Below are 18,658 nucleotides of genomic sequence, written 5' to 3'. Positions count from 1 at the left end.
CACGTCCTTTCGTTTGTCACTTCGCAGTGACGACCTTCACCGGCACCTTCACCGTGCCGTCGATCTTCTGCCCCTTGGCCGCCTTGACGGCGTTCTGCACCACCATCCGGCCCAATTCCTTTCGTTTGTCACTTCGCAGTGACGACCTTCACCGGCACCTTCACCGTGCCGTCGATCTTCTGCCCCTTGGCCGCCTTGACGGCGTTCTGCACCACCATCCGGCCCAATTCCTTGGGCTGCTGGGCGACGGTCGCGGCGAGGGTGCCGTTCTCGACGGCCTTGAGCCCGTCCGGGGTGCCGTCGAAGCCGACGACGTCCACGGACTTGCCCGCCTTGGAGCCGAGCGCCTTGACCGCACCGAGCGCCATCTCGTCGTTCTCGGCGAAGATCCCGTCGATGCCCGGGTGGCCCTGGAGCAGATTGGTGGTCACATCCAGCCCCTTGGCCCGGTCGAAGTCGGCGGTCTGCTTGCCGACGACCTTGATGTCCGGGTACGCCTTGAGGCCCTCCGCGAAGCCCTTACCGCGCTCACGCGAGGCGGAGGTGCCGGGGGTCCCCTGCAGCACCAGGATCGTGCCCTTCTTTCCGAGCCGCTCGGCGAGCGTCTTGGCGGCCAGCTTGCCGCCCGTGATGTTGTCCGAGGCCACCAGGGTCGCGATCTTCGCCTTGTTGACGCCACGGTCGGCGGCCAGCACCGGGATGCCCGCCTTGTCGGCGGCCCGGACGGAGGGGCCCGCGGCATCGGAGTCGACCGGGTTGATGATGATCGACTTCATGTTCTGGCTGGTGAAGTTCTGGATCTGATTGGCCTGCTGGGAGGCGTCGTTCTGGGCGTCGGTGACCGTGAGGCTGACCCCGGCCCGCTTGGCCTCCTCCTGGGCGCCCGCCTTCAACTGGACGAAGAAGGGGTTGTTGAGCGTGGAGACCGAGAGGCCGACCTTGGTGGACGCGCCCCCGGAGGAGCCGGAGCGCCAGACGGAGGCGCCGACGGCGATGGCGGCGACGACCACGGCGGCCAGCGCGAACTTGCCCGCGTTGACGGCCTTCTTACGGCCGCCACCGGACGATCCGCCCGCCGCGGCCCCGGGCGCGCCCGGGCCGGCCCCGGCGCGTCGGCGCAGCGTGTCCAGCAGCACCGCGAGCGCGATGACGACACCGATGACGACCTGCTGCCAGAAGGGGGAGACCTCCAGCAGGTTGAGCCCGTTGCGCAGCACCGCGAGGATCAGCGCGCCGATGAGCGTGCCGGACGCCTTACCGACACCACCGGACAGGCTCGCGCCGCCGATGACGACCGCGGCGATCGCGTCGAGTTCGTAGCCGACGGCCGCCTGCGGCTGGGCGGAGGACAGCCGGGAGGCGAGCACGATGCCCGCGACGGCCGCGAAGCCGCCGGAGAGCGCGTAGATGACCAGCTTCTGCCGGGTCACCCGGATTCCGGAGAGCCGGGCGGCCTCCTCGTTGCCGCCGATCGCGTACATCGCGCGGCCCGCGTACGTACGGCCCAGCACACCCGCGGTGATCAGCCCCATGCCGATCATCACGAGCACCGGGATGGGCAGCCAGCCGCCGATGGTGTCGCCGAGACCGGACATCGAGTCGGGGATCGGTATCGGGCTGCCCTGGGAGATCACCAGGGCCAGGCCGCGGCCGATCGACAGCATCGCCAGCGTGGCGATGAACGGCGGCAGCTTCCCGAAGGAGACCAGCGCCCCGCTGACCAGACCGCAGGCGATACCGGTGGCGACGGCCAGGAGTACGGCGATCCACACCGGCAGCCCCTGTGAGGTCGCCGACCAGGCGAGCACGGTGGCGGACAGCGCGGCCACCGAGCCGACCGACAGGTCGATCCCCGCGGCGACGATGACGAAGGTGACGCCGAAGGCGAGGATCGCGGTGACCGCCGCCTGGACGCCGACGTTGAGGAGATTGCCGGTGGTGAGGAAGTCGCCGGAGAGCAGCGACATGGCCGCCACCAGCAGCACCAGGGCGCTCAGGGCGCCGTTGTCGAGCAGCACGCGGCGCAGCACCGCCGAGCCCCCGGGGTCCTTCGTAAGCGTGTCAGTGGCCACGGGAGCCCTCCTTTTCGTTGCCGCCGACTCCTTCGTCGGCGCCCTTGACGTCCTTCACTGCCAGGGCCATCACGGCGTCCTGGGTCGCTTCCCGCGCGGTCAGCTCGCCCGAGATCCGGCCCTGGGCCATGACCAGGACCCGGTCGCTCATCCCCAGCACCTCGGGCAGATCGCTGGAGATCATCAAAACGGCGTGGCCGGACGCGGTGAGTTCATTGATGAGCTGGTAGATCTCGACCTTGGCGCCCACGTCGATACCGCGGGTCGGCTCGTCGAGGATCAGCACCTTGCTGTCGGCGAGCAGCCACTTGCCGATGACGACCTTCTGCTGGTTGCCGCCGGAGAGGGTGCGCACCCGCTGGTCGAGCCCGGCCATCCGGACGGCCAGCCGCTCGGCGACACCGGCCGCCGCGCTCCGCTGGGCGGCCCGGTCGACCAGCCCGGCGCGGGTGGCGGCGCGCAGCGTGACCAGGCCCAGGTTCTCCTGGACGCTGCCGTCCAGGACCAGGCCCTGGCCCTTACGGTCCTCGGGGACGAGGCCGATCCCGGCCCGCATGGCGGCCACCACGTCATGGCGGGCCAGCGGGCGGCCGAGCACCTCGACGGAGCCGGAGTCGTACGGGTCGGCGCCGAAGAGCGCCCGGACGACCTCCGTACGGCCCGCGCCGACCAGCCCGGCCAGGCCCACCACCTCCCCGGCGCGCACGTCGAAGCCGATGTCCTGGAAGCTGCCGTTCCGGGTGAGCCCCCGGACCTTCAGCAGGGGGTCACCGGCGTCCGTGCGCTCCCGTGGGTACTGCTGTTCGATGGAGCGGCCCACCATCAGCCGCACCAGCTCGTCCCGCTCGGTGGTGGCCGGGACCTGGGTGACGCTGCGGCCGTCGCGCAGCACGGTGACGCGGTCGCCCAGGGCGGCGATCTCCTCCAGGTGATGGGTGATGAAGACGACGCCCACCCCGTCCGCGCGCAGCGTGCGCACGATCCGGAAGAGCTTGTCGACCTCCTCGGTGGTGAGCACGGCCGTCGGCTCGTCCATGATCAGGACGCGGGCGTCCAGGCTCAGCGCCTTGGCGATCTCCACCATCTGCAGCCGGGCGATGCCGAGGTCCCGGACGCGGGTCCGGGGCGCGACGTCCACCCCGACGCGGGCCAGCAGCTCGGCGGCGCGCTCGTCCATGGTCTTGCGGTCGATCATGCCGAAGCGGCGCGGCTGGCGGCCCAGGAAGATGTTCTCGGCCACGGTGAGGTCCGGGACGAGGTTGAACTCCTGGTAGATGGTGGCGATTCCGAGCCGCTCGGCGTCCTGCGCGCTGTTGATGCGCACCGGGCCGCCGTCGACCAGGATCCGGCCCCCGTCGGGGCGGTGCGCGCCGGAGAGCATCTTGATCAGCGTGGACTTGCCCGCGCCGTTCTCGCCCAGGAGGACGTGCACTTCGCCCCGGCGCAGATCGAAGTCCACCCCGTCCAGGGCGATCACCCCGGGGAAGGTCTTACGGACGCCCTCCATGCGCAGCAGCTCCGCCCCGCCGGGGGAGGACCGTTCGGACTCGGCACTCATGGCTTGCTCCCTTCGGGCTCGCCGCACGAGCGGCGGGTGACCAGGCGGGCGGACAGGGTCACCGATTCGGCGGGCCGCCCCTCGACGAGGTCGATCAGCGCGCGTACGGCGGCATGGCCGAGCGCTCCGGTCGGCTGGGCGACGGCGGTGATCGGCGGATCGGTGTGGACGAACCAGGGGATGTCGTCGAACGCGGCGAGCGCCACGTCGTCCGGCACCCGCAGCCCCCGCGCGCGGATCTCGTCCATCGCGCCGAGCGCCATCAGGTTGTCCGCGGCGAAGATCGCGTCCGGGGGCTGCGGCAGATCGAGGAAGCGGGCGGTCACCCGGCGGCCGCTGTCCGCCTGGAAGTCCCCCTGGCCGATGTGGTCCTCGGACAGCGCCAGACCGAACTCGCGCAGCGCGGAGCGGAAGGCGTCCACCCGTTCGCGGCCGGTCGTGGTGGCCGCCGGGCCCGCGATGATCGCGAGCCGGCGGTGTCCCAGGGCGCACAGATGGTCCACCAGATCGCGGATGGCGCCCCGTCCGTCGGTGCGGATCACCGGCACCGCGTCCAGGCCCTCGCCCTCGATCCAGCGGTCGACGAAGACCATGGGGGTGCCGGCGCGGGCGGCGGCCAGCATCATCGGGGAGCCGCCGTCGGTGGGGCTGACCAGCAGGCCGTCTATGCGGCGGTCCATGAGGGTGCGCACATGGTGGTCCTGGAGTTCGGGCCGCTCGTCGGCGTTGCCGATGATCACGCTGTAGTCCAGCTCGCGGGCGGCGTCCTCGACCGAGCGGGCCAGCTCGGTGAAGAAGGGATTCAGCACATCGCTGATGACCAGCCCCAGGGTCCGGGTCTGATCGGTGCGCAGCGAGCGGGCCACCGCGTTGGGGCGATAGCCGAGGTCGGCGACCGCGGCGAGCACCCGTTCACGGGTGTCCAGGCGAACGGAGGGGTGGTCATTGAGCACCCGTGAGACCGTCGCGACGGAGACCCCGGCACGCCGCGCCACGTCCTTGATGGCCGGCATCGTCCACCTCCTTGTGGAATCGATTACATGTGATTGGAATCGATTACATGGAAGGAGGCAAGGGGTCGGTCCCCGGTGAAACCGGATCGTGATATTCCGCGACCGGACACCCACCCGCGTTCCTTCCCCACGGGCGTTGTCCACAGGCCCGAACCGTCTGTCGGCTCCCGGCGGTACGGTCGGGGCATGCTCAAACTCGCGGTGGTGGAAGGGGTCCTGGAGCGGATCACCTACGCCAATGAGGAGAACGGCTATACGGTCGCGCGGGTCGACACCGGCCGAGGCTCCGGCGATCTACTGACCGTGGTCGGATCGCTGCTGGGAGCCCAGCCGGGCGAGTCGCTGCGGATGGAGGGCCGCTGGGGTTCCCATCCGCAATATGGCAAACAGTTCACGGTCGAGAACTACCAGACCGTCCTCCCCGCCACCGTCCAGGGCATCCGGCGCTATCTCGGCTCGGGGCTGATCAAGGGCATCGGCCCCCGGATCGCCGACCGGATCACCGAGCACTTCGGCGTCGACACCCTCGATGTCATCGAGCAGGAGCCCAAGCGGCTGGTCGAGGTCCCCGGCCTCGGCCCCAAGCGCACCAAGATGATCGCCGCCGCCTGGGAGGAGCAGAAGGCCATCAAGGAGGTGATGGTCTTCCTCCAGGGGGTGGGCGTCTCCACCTCCATCGCGGTGCGGATCTACAAGAAGTACGGCGACGCGTCGATTTCGGTCGTGAAGAACGAGCCGTATCGGCTGGCGTCCGACGTCTGGGGCATCGGCTTCCTCACCGCCGACAAGATCGCCCAGTCGGTCGGCATTCCCCATGACAGCCCCGATCGGGTGAAAGCCGGTCTGCAGTACGCGCTGTCCCAGTCCGCCGACCAAGGCCACTGCTATCTCCCCGAGGAGCAACTCATCGCGGACGCCGTGAAGTTGCTCCAGGTGGACACCGGTCTGGTCATCGACTGCCTGGGGGAGCTCGCGGCCGAGGACGAGGGTGTGGTGCGCGAGCCGGTCCCGGGGCCGGAGGACGGCGAGCCGGTCTCCGCGGTCTATCTGGTGCCCTTCCACCGCGCCGAGATCTCCCTCGCCGGCCAGGTGCTGCGGCTGCTGCGCACCGAGCAGGACCGGCTGCCCGCCTTCGGGAATGTGGACTGGGACAAGGCGCTGAGCTGGCTGGCGAGCCGCACCGGCGCCGATCTGGCGCCCGAGCAGAGCCAGGCGGTGCGGCTCGCGCTGACCGAGAAGGTCGCGGTGCTCACCGGCGGGCCGGGCTGCGGCAAGTCCTTCACCGTGCGGTCCGTGGTGGAGCTGGCCCGCGCCAAGAAGGCGAAGGTGGTGCTGGCGGCGCCCACCGGCCGGGCCGCCAAGCGACTGTCCGAGCTGACCGGCGCCGAGGCGTCCACCGTCCACCGGCTGCTGGAGCTCAAGCCCGGCGGAGACGCGGCATATGACAGAGACCGCCCGCTCGACGCGGATCTGGTGGTGGTCGACGAGGCGTCGATGCTCGATCTGCTGCTGGCCAACAAGCTGGTCAAGGCGGTCCCGCCCGGTGCCCATCTGCTCTTCGTCGGGGATGTGGACCAGCTTCCCAGCGTGGGCGCCGGGGAGGTGCTGCGCGATCTGCTGGCCCCCGGCAGCCCCGTCCCGGCGGTGCGGCTGACCCGGATCTTCCGCCAGGCCCAGCAGTCCGGTGTGGTCACCAACGCCCACCGGATCAACGAGGGGGTGCCGCCGGTCACCCAGGGCCTCTCGGATTTCTTTCTCTTCGTCGAGGACGACACCGAGGAGGCCGGGCGGCTCACGGTCGATGTCGCGGCCCGCCGCATCCCCGCCAAGTTCGGCCTCGACCCCCGCCGTGACGTGCAGGTTCTGGCCCCGATGCACCGCGGCCCGGCGGGCGCGGGCACGCTCAACGGACTGCTTCAGCAGGCCATCACCCCGGCCCGCCCCGACCTCGCGGAGCGCCGCTTCGGCGGCCGGGTCTTCCGGGTCGGCGACAAGGTGACCCAGATCCGTAACAATTATGAGAAAGGGGCCAACGGGGTCTTCAACGGCACGGTTGGCGTCGTCACCTCACTCGACACCGATGAGCAGCGGCTGACCGTGCGGACGGACGAGGACGAGGAGGTACCGTACGACTTCGACGAGCTGGACGAGCTGGCTCATGCCTATGCGGTGACCATCCACCGGTCACAGGGCAGTGAGTACCCGGCCGTCGTGATTCCGGTGACCACCGGGGCCTGGATGATGTTGCAGCGCAACCTCCTGTACACGGCGGTGACCCGTGCCAAGCGCCTTGTCGTGCTGGTCGGCTCGCGCCGCGCGCTGGGGCAAGCGGTGCGCACCGTCTCGGCGGGGAGGCGCTGCACCGCGCTGGATCACCGACTCGGCGGTGATGTGACAGTCGAGCGTGTCAAGAGGGTTTCCGAACGATGACGAACGGGGCAGGATGGCCGTGAAGGCGGCACTGAGTGCCGCCAAAAGGCTCTTCAGCCGACCCCGAGTGCACGTTCTCTACCCGAGTAGGGGAAGGTGGGGGGAGTCAGGGCACCTCGAAGAAGAGAACCAGACGTCGGTGAGGGATGACGTGAGCGACAACTCTGTAGTACTGCGGTACGGGGACGGCGAGTACACCTACCCGGTGGTCGACAGCACCGTCGGCGACAAGGGCTTCGATATCGGCAAGCTGCGTGCCCAGACCGGTCTGGTGACCCTGGATTCCGGTTACGGCAACACCGCCGCGTACAAATCCGCGATCACCTATCTGGACGGTGAGCAGGGCATCCTGCGATACCGCGGCTACCCCATCGAGCAGCTGGCGGAGCGTGCCTCCTTCCTGGAGACCGCCTTCCTGCTGATCAACGGGGAGCTGCCGACCGTCGATGAACTGGCGGCCTTCCGTGGGGAGATCACCCGCCACACGCTCCTGCATGAAGACGTCAAGCGGTTCTACGACGGTTTCCCGCGGGACGCCCACCCGATGGCGATGCTGTCCTCCGTGGTCAGCGCGCTGTCGACCTTCTACCAGGACAGCCACAACCCGTTCGACGAGAAGCAGCGCAACCTCTCGACGATCCGGCTGCTGGCCAAGCTGCCGACCATTGCCGCGTATGCGTACAAGAAGTCGGTCGGTCACCCCTTTGTCTACCCGCGCAATGACCTGGGCTATGTCGAGAACTTCCTCCGGATGACCTTCTCGGTCCCCGCGCAGGAGTACGACCTCGACCCGACCGTGGTCTCCGCGCTCGACAAGCTGCTGATTCTGCACGCCGACCACGAGCAGAACTGTTCGACCTCCACGGTCCGGCTGGTCGGCTCCTCGCAGGCCAATATGTTCGCCTCCATCTCGGCGGGCATCAACGCGCTGTGGGGCCCCCTGCACGGCGGCGCCAACCAGTCCGTGCTGGAGATGCTCGAGGGCATCCAGGCTTCGGGCGGCGACGTCGACACCTTCATCCGCAAGGTGAAGAACAAGGAAGACGGCGTGAAGCTCATGGGCTTCGGGCACCGCGTCTACAAGAACTTCGACCCCCGGGCGAAGATCATCAAGTCGGCGGCGCACGATGTCCTCTCCGCGCTCGGCAAGTCCGACGAGCTACTCGACATCGCGCTCAAGCTGGAGGAGCACGCCCTCGCGGACGACTACTTCGTCGAGCGCAAGCTCTACCCGAACGTGGACTTCTACACCGGTCTGATCTACCGGGCGATGGGCTTCCCGACCGAGATGTTCACCGTGCTGTTCGCGCTCGGCCGGCTGCCGGGCTGGATCGCCCAGTGGCACGAGATGATCAAGGAGCCGGGCTCCCGCATCGGCCGCCCGCGCCAGATCTACACGGGCGTCGTCGAGCGCGACTTCGTCCCGGTCGAGGAGCGCTGACCTTCGCTTCTCCGGTGCCCCCGTCCTGGCTGCCCGGCCGGTCGGGGGCACTTCGCGTCCGGGGACGCCTTCGGGTATCCGGTGCTTGGCCGCCGTAGCGCCTCGGGGTGTGCCGACCGTCGACACAGGCTTTTGCGCCCCGGAGGCGAACCGAGCCCCAAAAAAACCAGAAGCGCCCCGCTTCCGATCCCCCCACGGGTCGGAGCGGGGCGCTTCCCTTGCCCCGGAGCGGATTCCCCCCACGGGATCCGGCCGGGTGTCCACGGGCCCTTGCGGGCCGTATGGTGCGCGATCCGCCGGGACGCGTACCTACGGGAGGGCCGCTCAAAGCTCCCCGAGTACGTCGTCCCGGCTACGCGTAGCGGGATGCGTCCCCCAAGACGAATCCCCACCGTCCCATTAGACTCGCCACCCCCCTCGATGGTTACGTTGGGTTGTCTGTGATCTGCGTCTCTTGCCATATGCGCCATAAAAGGGCAAGAGCCTCGATTTGAAGATCGAGGCCCTGCCGTATGGGTGTTGTGCGGCTTATGGGGACTTGGTGAATCTATGTGGACGCTGTGAAGGTCCGCAGTCGCAGACTGTTCGTCACCACGAACACGGATGAGAACGCCATGGCCGCTCCCGCGATCATAGGGTTCAGCAGTCCGGCCGCCGCGAGCGGGAGCGCGGCGACGTTGTAGCCGAAGGCCCAGAAGAGGTTGCCCTTGATGGTGCCGAGCGTCCGGCGCGCCAGCCGGATCGCGTCCGCCGCCACCCGCAGGTCGCCCCGGACCAGTGTCAGATCCCCGGACTCGATGGCCGCGTCCGTGCCCGTGCCCATCGCGAGCCCGAGGTCCGCGGTGGCGAGGGCGGCCGCGTCGTTGACCCCGTCGCCCACCATGGCGACCGTACGGCCCTCGCCCTGCAGCCGCTTCACGACGTCCACCTTGTCCTGGGGCAGCACCTCGGCGATGACGTCGTCGATGCCGACCTCGCGGGCCACCGCCTCGGCGACGAGCCTGTTGTCGCCGGTCAGCAGCATCGGGGTGAGGCCGAGGGCGCGTAGCTGGGCGACCGCCTCGGCGCTGGTCTCCTTGACGGCGTCGGCCACCAGGAGGACGCCGCGCGCCTTACCGTCCCAGGCCACGGCGACCGCCGTCTGCCCCTCCGACTCGGCCGCCGCCTTGGCGGCCGCCAGGTCCTCGGGCAGTTCGACGGCCCATGCGCCGAGCAGCTTCTCGCGGCCGACCAGGACCGCGTGGCCGTCCACCGTGCCCTGGACGCCGAGGCCGGGCTCGGACCGGAAGTCCGCGGGCGTCGGGAGGTCGCCGAGCCGCTCGGCCGCGCCGTCCGCGATGGCGCGCGCGATCGGGTGCTCCGAGGCGTGCTCCAGGGCGCCCGCGAGCCGCAGCAGCTCCACCTCGTCCACGCCGGGCGCCGTGACGGCCCCGCGCAGCCGCATCTGTCCGGCTGTCACCGTGCCGGTCTTGTCCAGGACGACGGTGTCCACCCGGCGGGTCGACTCCAGCACCTCGGGCCCCTTGATCAGGATGCCCAGCTGGGCGCCGCGGCCCGTGCCGACCATGAGCGCGGTCGGGGTGGCCAGGCCCAGGGCGCAGGGGCAGGCGATGATCAGGACGGCCACGGCCGCGGTGAAGGCGGCGGCCGTCTCGCCGGTGGTGAGCAGCCAGCCCAGCAGGGTGCCGACGGCGATCAGCAGCACGATCGGCACAAAGATCCCCGAGACCCGGTCGGCGAGCCGCTGCACCTCGGCCTTGCCGTTCTGCGCGTCCTCGACCAGCTTGGCCATGCGGGAGAGCTGGGTGTCCGCGCCCACGCGGGTGGCCTCGACCACGATCCGGCCCGCCGTGTTGACGGTCGCGCCCGCCACCGCGTCGCCGGCCACCACGTCCACCGGCACCGATTCGCCGGTCAGCATCGAGACGTCCACGGCGGAGGAGCCCTCGACCACCGTGCCATCGGTGGCGATCTTCTCGCCGGGGCGCACCACGAAGCGGTCGCCGACCGCCAGCTCGCCGACGGGGATCCGCACCTCGCTTCCCCCGCGCAGGACGGCCACGTCCTTGGCGCCGAGCTCCAGTAGTGCGCGCAGCGCCGCACCCGCCCGCCGCTTGGACTTCGCCTCCAGGAAGCGGCCCAGCAGGATGAGGGTGGTCACCCCGGCGGCCGCCTCCAGATAGATCGAGGACGACCCGTCGGCCCGGGAGACGGTGAGGTCGAAGCCGTGGCGCATTCCCTGCATGCCCGCGTCGCCGAAGAACAGCGCCCACAGGGACCAGCCAAGGGCCGCCAGCGTGCCGATGGAGACCAGGGTGTCCATAGTGGCCGCGCCGTGCCGCAGGCCCGTCCAGGCGGCCTTGTGGAAGGGCGCGCCGCCCCAGACGACGACCGGCGCGGCGAGGGTGAGCGAGAGCCACTGCCAGTTGTCGAACTGCAGCGACGGCACCATCGCCAGCACCACGACGGGCAGGGACAGGGCGAGGGAGACGAGCATGCGGTGGCGCAGCGGGTCCGGCCCGGCCTCGCCGCGCCGGTCGGCCTCCGGTGCGCCGGTGTCCTCGGGGGTGCGGGGCTCGGGCACGACGGGGCGCGGTTCCTCGGCGGTGTACCCGGTTTTGACGACGGTGGCGATCAGGTCGGCGACCTCGATCCCCGCGCCGTAGGACACCTTGGCCTTCTCGGTGGCGAAGTTCACCGTGGCGGTGACGCCGTCGAGGCGGTTGAGCTTCTTCTCGATGCGCGCGGCGCAGGACGCACAGGTCATACCGCCGATGGCGAGCTGGACCTGCGAGGGCCCGCCGGTCGTCGCCGTGGTGTCGGCGGTGGCCCCGGCGGGGGGTGCCGTGCTGGTCATGTCTGGTCTCCTGGGAGGAGGGCCGGGCCGTACGGCGACTGTATGAGCAGGGCGGTACGGTCCGGCGGAGGTTTGGTGGGGGCTCGCTCAGGCCGCCCGGCCGGTGAGCTCGTAGCCCGCCTCGTCCACGGCGGCGCGGACGGTCTCGTCGTCCAGCGGGGCGGCCGAGATCACGGTGACCTGCCCGGTGGACGCCACGGCCTTGACGGAGGTGACGCCGTCGAGCGTGCCGATCTCCTCGGCGACGGCGCCTTCGCAGTGGCCGCAGGTCATACCGGTCACCTGGTAGACGGTGGTGACAGCCTCGGAGCTCATGGGGTTTCTCCTGTGTGGGGTGAGCGTGACGGTCGGTGCGCAGGAGGCACCGGAATGCCTCAGCGTCTCCTGACGATCCCCACTTTATACCCCTAGGGGGTATCGATGGAAGCCGGTGGTGCGCCGGCCTGTGACGGGTGTGCCGCGCCCGCGCGCACTTCTCCCCGGTCCGGGGCGTACGAGGGGCCGGGGGAAGAGGGCGTGGTGCGGGGTCAGGGGCGGGCGCCGACCGCCCCGGTGCCGAGTACCGGGGCCAGATAGCCGTACAGGGCGGTCTTCAACTCCGCGACGTACGCCTCCCGTTCGGCGCCCTCATGGCCGAGGATCAGCGTCAGTCCGGCCTTGAACAGGGCGAACGTCATGGTGGTGGTGTGGGTGCGGCGCTCGGGGGAGAGGTCGGGGTTGCGGATGCCGATCAGCTCGCTGATGCGGTCCTGGATCGAGTCGTGCAGTTCGGCGTGTTCCTCGAGGAGTTGGCCCGGCGCGTCGGAGGACTGGATCAGGGCCAGGAAGACCGGATTCGCGCAATTGAACTCGATCATCGGATCGAGGACCGTGTCGAGCAGCTCGCCGAGGGGCAGTCCCGCGTTCTCCGGTGTGAGGACCGTCCCGTGGGTCTCCGTCATCCGGCGGTTGAGGCGCTCGCCGAGCTCGACGGCGATGGCCTCCTTGTTCGGGAAGAACTGGTACAGCGTGCCGGGGGAGACTCCGGCCTCGCGGGCGATGGCGTTGGTGCTCGCCGAGGTGTAGCCGGTGCGGCAGAAGACATGGGCGGCGGCGTCGAGCAGCTGCTGGATCCGGCGCTCACCGCGTGCTTGTCTGCGGCGCGGCTTCGCCGTTTCGTCGCGCAGGTCCGCCTTGCTCTCGCTCACCTGTTTTCCCCGGCTCTCCGTGTTCGATTGACAAACACGAGTAACCGCTCGCATTCTTGAGAAACGCGAGCGGTCGCTCGTGTTTACCACCCATGGTAATCAGCGACCCATGCTGCCCACGGACGTGTGGGTGGCGGCATGGGGCACAGGTGAAGGGGACACCGCGCCATGACCGATGTCAACCGCCCACCCGGGGACCGGATCGGAGGGTGGACGCGCCTGGTCACCGCGCGGCCGCGGCTGTCCCTTCTGATCGCTCTGCTCTTCACGGCGCTGGCCGTCGTGGCCGGGAGCGGGGTCGCCGATCGGCTGGGAAGCGGCGGCTGGGAGGACCCGGCGGCCGAGTCCTCGTATGCCACCAAGGCGCTGGAGAAGCGCTTCCCCGCCTCCCAGCCCAATCTGATCCTGCTCGTCGACAGCGGCGGCAGGACCGTGGACGATCCGGCCGTCGCCGCCGAGGCCCGGGCCCTCGCCAAGAAGCTCTCGCATGAGCAGGCGGTCACCGGCGTCACCTCGTACTGGGCCACCGGCGCGCCCTCGCTGCGGGCCCGTGACCGGGGCGAGGCGATCATCGCCGCGCGGATCGTGGGCGACGAGTCCGCCGCCGGCAAGACGCTGGAGCGCATAGCGCCCCATTACCGGGGCGCCCATGGCCCGGTCGAGGTGTCCATCGGCGGGATGGTCGCGGTCCGCCACGAGCTGCAGACCACCATCCAGGAAGATCTGCTGCGGGCCGAGATGATCGCCCTGCCCATCACCCTGGTGCTGCTCGTCATGGTCTTCGGCAGCGCCGTGGCCGCACTGCTTCCGCTCGGCGTCGGCATCATCGCCATCCTCGGCACCGACGCCGTGCTGCGCGGGCTCACCGAGTTCACCGATGTCTCGGTCTTCGCGCAGAACCTGACCACCGCGCTCGGCCTCGGACTCGCCATCGACTATGCCCTGTTCATCGTGCGCCGCTTCCGGGAGGAGCTGGCCCGGGGCGCGGAGAAGCTGCCCGCCGTCGCGACCACGCTGCGCACCGCCGGGCGCACCGTGCTCTTCTCGGCGCTGACCGTCGCCGCCTCGCTCGCCGCGATGCTCGTCTTCCCGCAGTACTTCCTGCGCTCCTTCGCCTATGCGGGGATCGCGGTGGTGCTGATCGCCGCTACCGCCGCCCTGGTGGTCCTGCCCGCGGCGCTCATCCTGCTGGGGGACCGGGTCAACGCACTGGACCTCACCCGGCTGCTGCGCCGCGGCCGCCCGGCCCGCAAGGGTGAGCCCGGGGCGGGCTGGGCGCGGCTCGCCCGGCTGGTGATGCGGCGCGCCCCGCTGTTCGCACTGGCCACCGTCGCCGGTCTGGTCGCGCTGGGACTGCCGTTCCTGAGGGTGGAGTTCGGCACCGCGGACGACCGCCAGCTCCCGTCGAGCGCCGAGTCCCATGTGGTGCAGCAGCACATCCGGGAGGGATTCCCCGGCGGTCCCGGGGGCGCGGTGGAGGTCCTCGCCGAGGGCGGCACCGGCACCAAGGCCCTCAACGACTACAGCGCCAAGGTCTCGGCCCTCCCCCAGGTGCTGCGGGTGGACGGCCCGGCGGGCCGGTTCGCGGACGGGCGGCGGGTGGCCGAGCCGGGGCCGGCGGAGGCCGCGCGTCTGGCCGGTGGCTCGGCCGACATCACCGTCCTGCCCAAGGGCGAGGCCGTGGACGCGGCCAGCCAGGACCTGGTGCGCACGATCCGCGCCCAGGAGTCGCCATTCACCACCTCGGTCACCGGCACCGCCGCCGTCCTGGTGGACACCAAGGACTCCATAGGCGACCGGCTGCCCTGGGCCGCCGGCATCATCGTCGCCGTCACCCTGCTGCTGGTCTTCCTGCTCACCGGCAGCGTGCTGATACCGATTCAGGCGGTGCTGCTCAACGCGCTCAGTCTGACCGCGATGTTCGGCGCGGTGGTGTGGGTCTTCCAGGAGGGGCATCTGTCCGGTCCGCTCTCCTTCACCACCTCCGGCGATATCGAGACCACCCTGCCCGTCCTGATGTTCTGCGTCGCCTTCGGTCTCTCCATGGACTACGGAGTCTTTCTGCTCTCCCGCATCAAGGAGGAGTACGACCGAACCGGAGACCATCAGGCGGCGGTCGAGTTCGGACTGCGGCGCACCGGCGGCCTGATCACGGCGGCGGCGCTGATCCTCGCCGTGGTGATGGTGGGCATCGGCACCTCGCGGGTCACCAACACCAAGATGCTGGGGCTGGGCATCGCCCTGGCCGTGATGATGGACGCGATGGTGGTGCGCGGTCTGCTGGTGCCGGCGGTGATGAAGCTGACCGGCCGGGCCACCTGGTGGGCCCCTGGCCCGCTGCGCCGACTGCACACCCGGTTCGGCCTGAGCGAGGGGAGTCCGCTCCCGCCGGAAGCCGCACGGACGCCGGGACCGGCACAGATGCCGCCAGTGGCAGCGAGGCGGACGGCCAGTGTGAGGAGGACGGGCTGTCCGGAGAGGGGGAGCCGGCGCGGGACCGGGTGAGCACGGGCCACCGCTAACGGATCACGGGGATACGGCACCACGGCGCCGCTAATCCTTGGCGTCCCGCCGGGCGCGGCGGTTGCCGGGTCTGCGGGCCACCCAGGAGCGGATGGTGTCCGCATACCAGTACGGCTTGCCGCCCTCCACCAGATCGGGGGGCGGCAGCAGGCCGTGCTTGCGGTAGGACCGCACGGTGTCGGTCTGCACACCGATATGCGCGGCGATCTCCTTGTAGGACCACAGCCTCCGGTCGGTCATCTCTTATGCCCTTCCGCAGGTCGTCGCGGCCACGGCCAGTGGGCCGTCGGGGGAGCCGCGGCGCGCCTGCTCACGCTCCATCAGCCTGTGCCCGGGTCAACGACGCTGAGTGACGGGCGGCCAGGGGCTGTTGAGCAGCTGTGACGTAGACGTGTGGAGATGTGACGGCTGTGACGCACGAGTGACGCACCGGACGATCGATCCTCTGCCATGGCCACAGCGGACCGGCCGTGGGGAAACGGCCGGGTCCGCTGGGGGCGAGCTGGTGAGGCGTCAGCTGTAGAACGCGGGGCGTTCGATCATCTCGACGATCGTGCGCTCACCCGTGGCCTGGGCCCGGACCCCAGCCTCGCTGACGGCGGTCGCGGCATAGCCGTCCCAGGTGCTGGGGCCCTCGACCTCGCCGCGCCGGGTGGCGTTGACCCACGCCTGCACCTCCCGGTCGTACGCCTCCTCGAAGCGGGCGACGAAGTCGGGGGCGATCTCCCCGCCCCAGGTGCCGGGCCGGTTGACCAGCATGCCGTGGGCGTCGCCGACGCGGGCGGTGCCCCGTTCGCAGACCGCCTCCGCCTGGACCTGGTAGCCGAAGCCGCAGGTGGCGAAGATCTCCACATTGACGATCGCACCACCGGTGGTCTCGAAGACCACCAGCTGGGGGTCGCTGAGCGGCTCGGGGGACAGTGAGCTGGGGGTCGGCTTGAGCACGGTGACCGCGGCGATCTCCTGCTCCAGCAGCCAGCGCGACTGGTCCATCTCATGCACCACCGAGTCGGTGATCATCATCTCGTTGGTGAAGTACGAGTGCACCGAGGCGTTGCGGTGGCGGCAGTGCAGCAGCAGCGGGCGGCCCAGCTCACCACCGGCCAGCAGCGCCTTGAGCTTCATGAACTCGGTGTCGTAGCGGCGCATGAAGCCCACCTGGACCCGGCGGTGGCCCAGCTTCTGCTCGGCCTCCAGCACCCGCAGCGCGGACGCGGAGTCCGGGGTGAGCGGCTTCTCGCACAGCACCGGCAGATCGCGCTCGAACGCGCTGAGCAGCGCGGCCTCGTGCGCGGGTCCCGGCGAGGCGATCAGCACCGCGTCCACGCCGGGGGCGGCCATCGCGGCGGCCGGGTCGGTGAACGCCTGACAGCCGTCGGCGGTGTCGGCGACCGCCTTGGCCCGCGCCTCGTCGATGTCGACCACGGCGGCCACCCGGGCGCCGCTGATCACCTCGTTGATGCGGCGGACATGGTCGGCGCCCATCTTGCCGGTCCCGATGACGGCGACCCCGAGCGTTCCCTGCTGCGTCATTGGCTGACCTCTCTTCTCTCTCTGCTCTCTGGACGGTTCGACGGCCCGTGGGGGCGAAGCGGCCCGTGGGGGCGAAAGGGAGGTCAGGCGCCGCAGGAGCGCAGGAAGCGCCGGGTGCGCTCGGCGATGGGGTAGGGCTGGTCGGGCGGGCAGGGGTACATGTCCTGCTCGACGATGGCGAACAGGTCCACATCCAGGTTCTGGGCCGCGGTCAGGACCGGTCCCAGCTCCGGAACGCCGTTCGGCGGTTCGCACATGACGCCGCGCTGGACGGCGGGGCCGAACGGCACCTCGTTCTTGACCACATCGGCGAGGATCTCCGGGTCGACCTGCTTGAGGTGGAGATAGCCGATGCGCTCGCCGTAGGTCTCGATCAGCTTGACGCTGTCGCCGCCGCAGTAGGCGTAGTGGCCGGTGTCCAGGCAGAGGTTGACCAGGTCGGAGTCGGTGGCGTCCAGGAAGCGGGCCACGTTCTCCTCGGTGTCGATATGGGTGTCGGCATGCGGGTGGACGACGATGTCGAGCCCGAAGCGCTCCCGCACCTCACGGCCGAGCCGCTCCATCCCGGTGGACAGATGGCGCCACTGCTCGGCGGTGAGCGTCGGGGGCTCGATCAGCTCGGCGGTCTTGTCGTCCCGCCAGAAGGAGGGGATGACCACCAGGTGCTTGGCGTTCATCGCCCGGGTCAGCTCGGCCACCTGGGAGACATGCTCCCAGGTGGCGTCCCAGACCTCGGGGCCCCGGTGCAGCGAGGTGAAGATGGTGCCCGCCGATACGGTGAGGCCGCGCCGGGCGGTCTCCTCGGTGAGCCGGGCCGGGTCGGTCGGCAGATAGCCGTACGGACCCAGCTCGATCCACTGGTAGCCGGCCTGCGTGACCTCGTCGAGGAAGCGCTGCCAGGGGACCTGCTGGTCGTCGTCGGGGAACCAGACCCCCCAGGAGTCGGGGGCCGAGCCGACCCGGATGCGGTCCAGGGCGGGTGCGGGGGAGGCGTCGGCAGTCATGGCAGAGGGTCTCCTCGTGTGCTGGGGTGCCCGCGTCGTACTGTTTTGGGCAGCTTCACCGGCCGGGCGGGCGGCCGTCAAGAGTTCGTCAGGACATTCGGACGTCTTGTCAGGAGAAAGACATCCGGAGGATGGGGTCCTGTCAGGGGGGAAGGTGTCCGGTCAGGCGGAAGGGGCGGTCACCTCCTCGGGCAGCTCATCCACATCGACCCCGCGGACCTGGGCCAGCTCATGCTTGAGCGCGGCCAGTTCGGCGCCGCCGGCCATATGGTTGGTGAGCTCTTCGAGGCTGACGTCCTCGCGCGCCGCGTTCAGTTCCAGGGCGCCGAGTCTCAGCACCGCGAAGTGATCGCCGACCATATAGGCGTGGTGCGGGTTGTGGGTGATGAAGATGACCCCGAGCCCGCGCTCGCGCGCCGCCGCGATGTACTTGAGCACGACACCGGACTGCTTGACGCCGAGCGCCGCGGTGGGCTCGTCCAGGATCAGCACCCGGGCGCCGAAGTGGACCGCCCGGGCGATGGCCACGGACTGCCGCTGGCCGCCGGAGAGGGTGCCGATGGGCTGTTCCAGGTTGTCGAGGTGGATGCCCATGGCGGACAGCTCCTCGTCGGTGATCTTCTTCATCCGCTCGATGTCCAGCCGGCGCACCGGCCAGGGGCCGCGGGTCAGCTCGGAGCCGAGGAAGAAGTTCCGCCACACCGGCAGCAGGGGCACGGTGGCCAGGTCCTGGTAGACGGTGGCGATGCCCAGGTTCAGGGCGTCGCGCGGGTTGTTCAGCCGCACCGGCTCGCCGTCGACGAGGTATTCGCCCTCGTCGTGCTGGTGCAGCCCCGAGATGATTTTGATCAGGGTGGACTTTCCCGCTCCGTTGTCGCCGAGCACACAGGTCACCCGGCCCGGCCGGACGGCCAGGTCGATGCCCTCCAGGGCGCGTACGTTTCCGTAGAGCTTGCCCACGCCGCGCAGCCGGACCACCGGCTCATCGGCCGGTGCGGCGCCGGCGGGGCTGTTCTTGGGGTCCTTCGTTGCCATGACGG

Annotated in this window: 13 protein-coding genes; 3 read left to right on the top strand and 10 right to left on the bottom strand. The window is 70.2% G+C overall.

Translation table 11 applies throughout. The annotated features are described in order from the left end of the window. Window positions 1–128: 128 nt before the first annotated feature. The 3 genes from BLV72_RS11120 to BLV72_RS11110 are packed head-to-tail and all read right to left on the bottom strand — an operon-like array spanning window position 129 to window position 4,643. Complete coding sequence (locus BLV72_RS11120) at window positions 129–2,072, bottom strand: ABC transporter permease/substrate-binding protein (RefSeq protein ID WP_093461932.1); 1,944 nt, start codon at window positions 2,070–2,072, stop codon at window positions 129–131. Next, window positions 2,062–3,630 (bottom strand): sugar ABC transporter ATP-binding protein, encoded by a 1,569-nt coding sequence (locus BLV72_RS11115; RefSeq protein WP_093461931.1) that lies wholly within the window; start codon window positions 3,628–3,630, stop codon window positions 2,062–2,064. The genes BLV72_RS11120 and BLV72_RS11115 overlap by 11 nt, the downstream gene beginning before the upstream one ends. Further along, window positions 3,627–4,643, bottom strand: a complete 1,017-nt coding sequence (locus tag BLV72_RS11110) for a LacI family DNA-binding transcriptional regulator (protein WP_093461929.1) — start codon at window positions 4,641–4,643, stop codon at window positions 3,627–3,629. The genes BLV72_RS11115 and BLV72_RS11110 overlap by 4 nt, the downstream gene beginning before the upstream one ends. 186 nt (window positions 4,644–4,829) lie before the next feature. On the opposite strand from BLV72_RS11110, the gene recD2 reads away from it, so the two are divergent. Then, window positions 4,830–7,073 (top strand): SF1B family DNA helicase RecD2, encoded by a 2,244-nt coding sequence (gene recD2, locus BLV72_RS11105; protein ID WP_093461928.1) that lies wholly within the window; start codon window positions 4,830–4,832, stop codon window positions 7,071–7,073. Between the two features lie 151 nt (window positions 7,074–7,224). Beyond that, the gene (locus BLV72_RS11100; protein ID WP_043237162.1) at window positions 7,225–8,514 is read left to right on the top strand and encodes a citrate synthase; all 1,290 of its coding nucleotides are present in this window, start codon (window positions 7,225–7,227) and stop codon (window positions 8,512–8,514) included. Between the two features lie 547 nt (window positions 8,515–9,061). On the opposite strand, the gene BLV72_RS11095 is transcribed toward BLV72_RS11100, so the two are convergent. The 3 genes from BLV72_RS11095 to BLV72_RS11085 all read right to left on the bottom strand — a co-directional run bounded on the left by BLV72_RS11095 (window position 9,062) and on the right by BLV72_RS11085 (window position 12,558). Further along, window positions 9,062–11,371, bottom strand: a complete 2,310-nt coding sequence (locus tag BLV72_RS11095) for a heavy metal translocating P-type ATPase (protein WP_093461926.1) — start codon at window positions 11,369–11,371, stop codon at window positions 9,062–9,064. An 87-nt stretch (window positions 11,372–11,458) separates the two neighbouring features. Beyond that, window positions 11,459–11,686, bottom strand: a complete 228-nt coding sequence (locus BLV72_RS11090; RefSeq protein WP_093461924.1) for a heavy-metal-associated domain-containing protein — start codon at window positions 11,684–11,686, stop codon at window positions 11,459–11,461. A gap of 212 nt (window positions 11,687–11,898) precedes the next feature. Beyond that, window positions 11,899–12,558 carry a TetR/AcrR family transcriptional regulator gene (locus BLV72_RS11085; RefSeq protein WP_093461923.1) on the bottom strand — a complete coding sequence of 220 codons (660 nt, stop codon included), beginning with the start codon at window positions 12,556–12,558 and terminating at the stop codon, window positions 11,899–11,901. A 168-nt stretch (window positions 12,559–12,726) separates the two neighbouring features. Here BLV72_RS11085 and BLV72_RS11080 point away from each other — a divergent pair, with 168 nt between their 5' ends. Next, window positions 12,727–15,063, top strand: a complete 2,337-nt coding sequence (locus tag BLV72_RS11080; RefSeq protein WP_093461921.1) for an MMPL family transporter — start codon at window positions 12,727–12,729, stop codon at window positions 15,061–15,063. Window positions 15,064–15,111: 48 nt separating this feature from the next. On the opposite strand, the gene BLV72_RS11075 is transcribed toward BLV72_RS11080, so the two are convergent. The 4 genes from BLV72_RS11075 to BLV72_RS11060 form a co-directional block, all read right to left on the bottom strand. Further along, window positions 15,112–15,321 carry a helix-turn-helix transcriptional regulator gene (locus BLV72_RS11075; RefSeq protein ID WP_014060813.1) on the bottom strand — a complete coding sequence of 70 codons (210 nt, stop codon included), beginning with the start codon at window positions 15,319–15,321 and terminating at the stop codon, window positions 15,112–15,114. Window positions 15,322–15,594: 273 nt separating this feature from the next. After that, window positions 15,595–16,614, bottom strand: a complete 1,020-nt coding sequence (locus BLV72_RS11070; protein ID WP_093461920.1) for a Gfo/Idh/MocA family protein — start codon at window positions 16,612–16,614, stop codon at window positions 15,595–15,597. A gap of 83 nt (window positions 16,615–16,697) precedes the next feature. Continuing rightward, window positions 16,698–17,618, bottom strand: coding sequence for a sugar phosphate isomerase/epimerase family protein (locus BLV72_RS11065; RefSeq protein ID WP_093461918.1), 921 nt, complete (start codon window positions 17,616–17,618; stop codon window positions 16,698–16,700). A gap of 162 nt (window positions 17,619–17,780) precedes the next feature. After that, complete coding sequence (locus tag BLV72_RS11060; RefSeq protein ID WP_093461917.1) at window positions 17,781–18,653, bottom strand: ATP-binding cassette domain-containing protein; 873 nt, start codon at window positions 18,651–18,653, stop codon at window positions 17,781–17,783. Window positions 18,654–18,658: the final 5 nt, after the last annotated feature.

It is taken from the genome of Streptomyces melanosporofaciens (assembly GCF_900105695.1).
GTDB classification, from domain to species: domain Bacteria; phylum Actinomycetota; class Actinomycetes; order Streptomycetales; family Streptomycetaceae; genus Streptomyces; species Streptomyces antimycoticus.
Note: the sequence above shows the minus strand (reverse complement) of the source record. Positions and strands in the feature narration are given on the sequence as shown.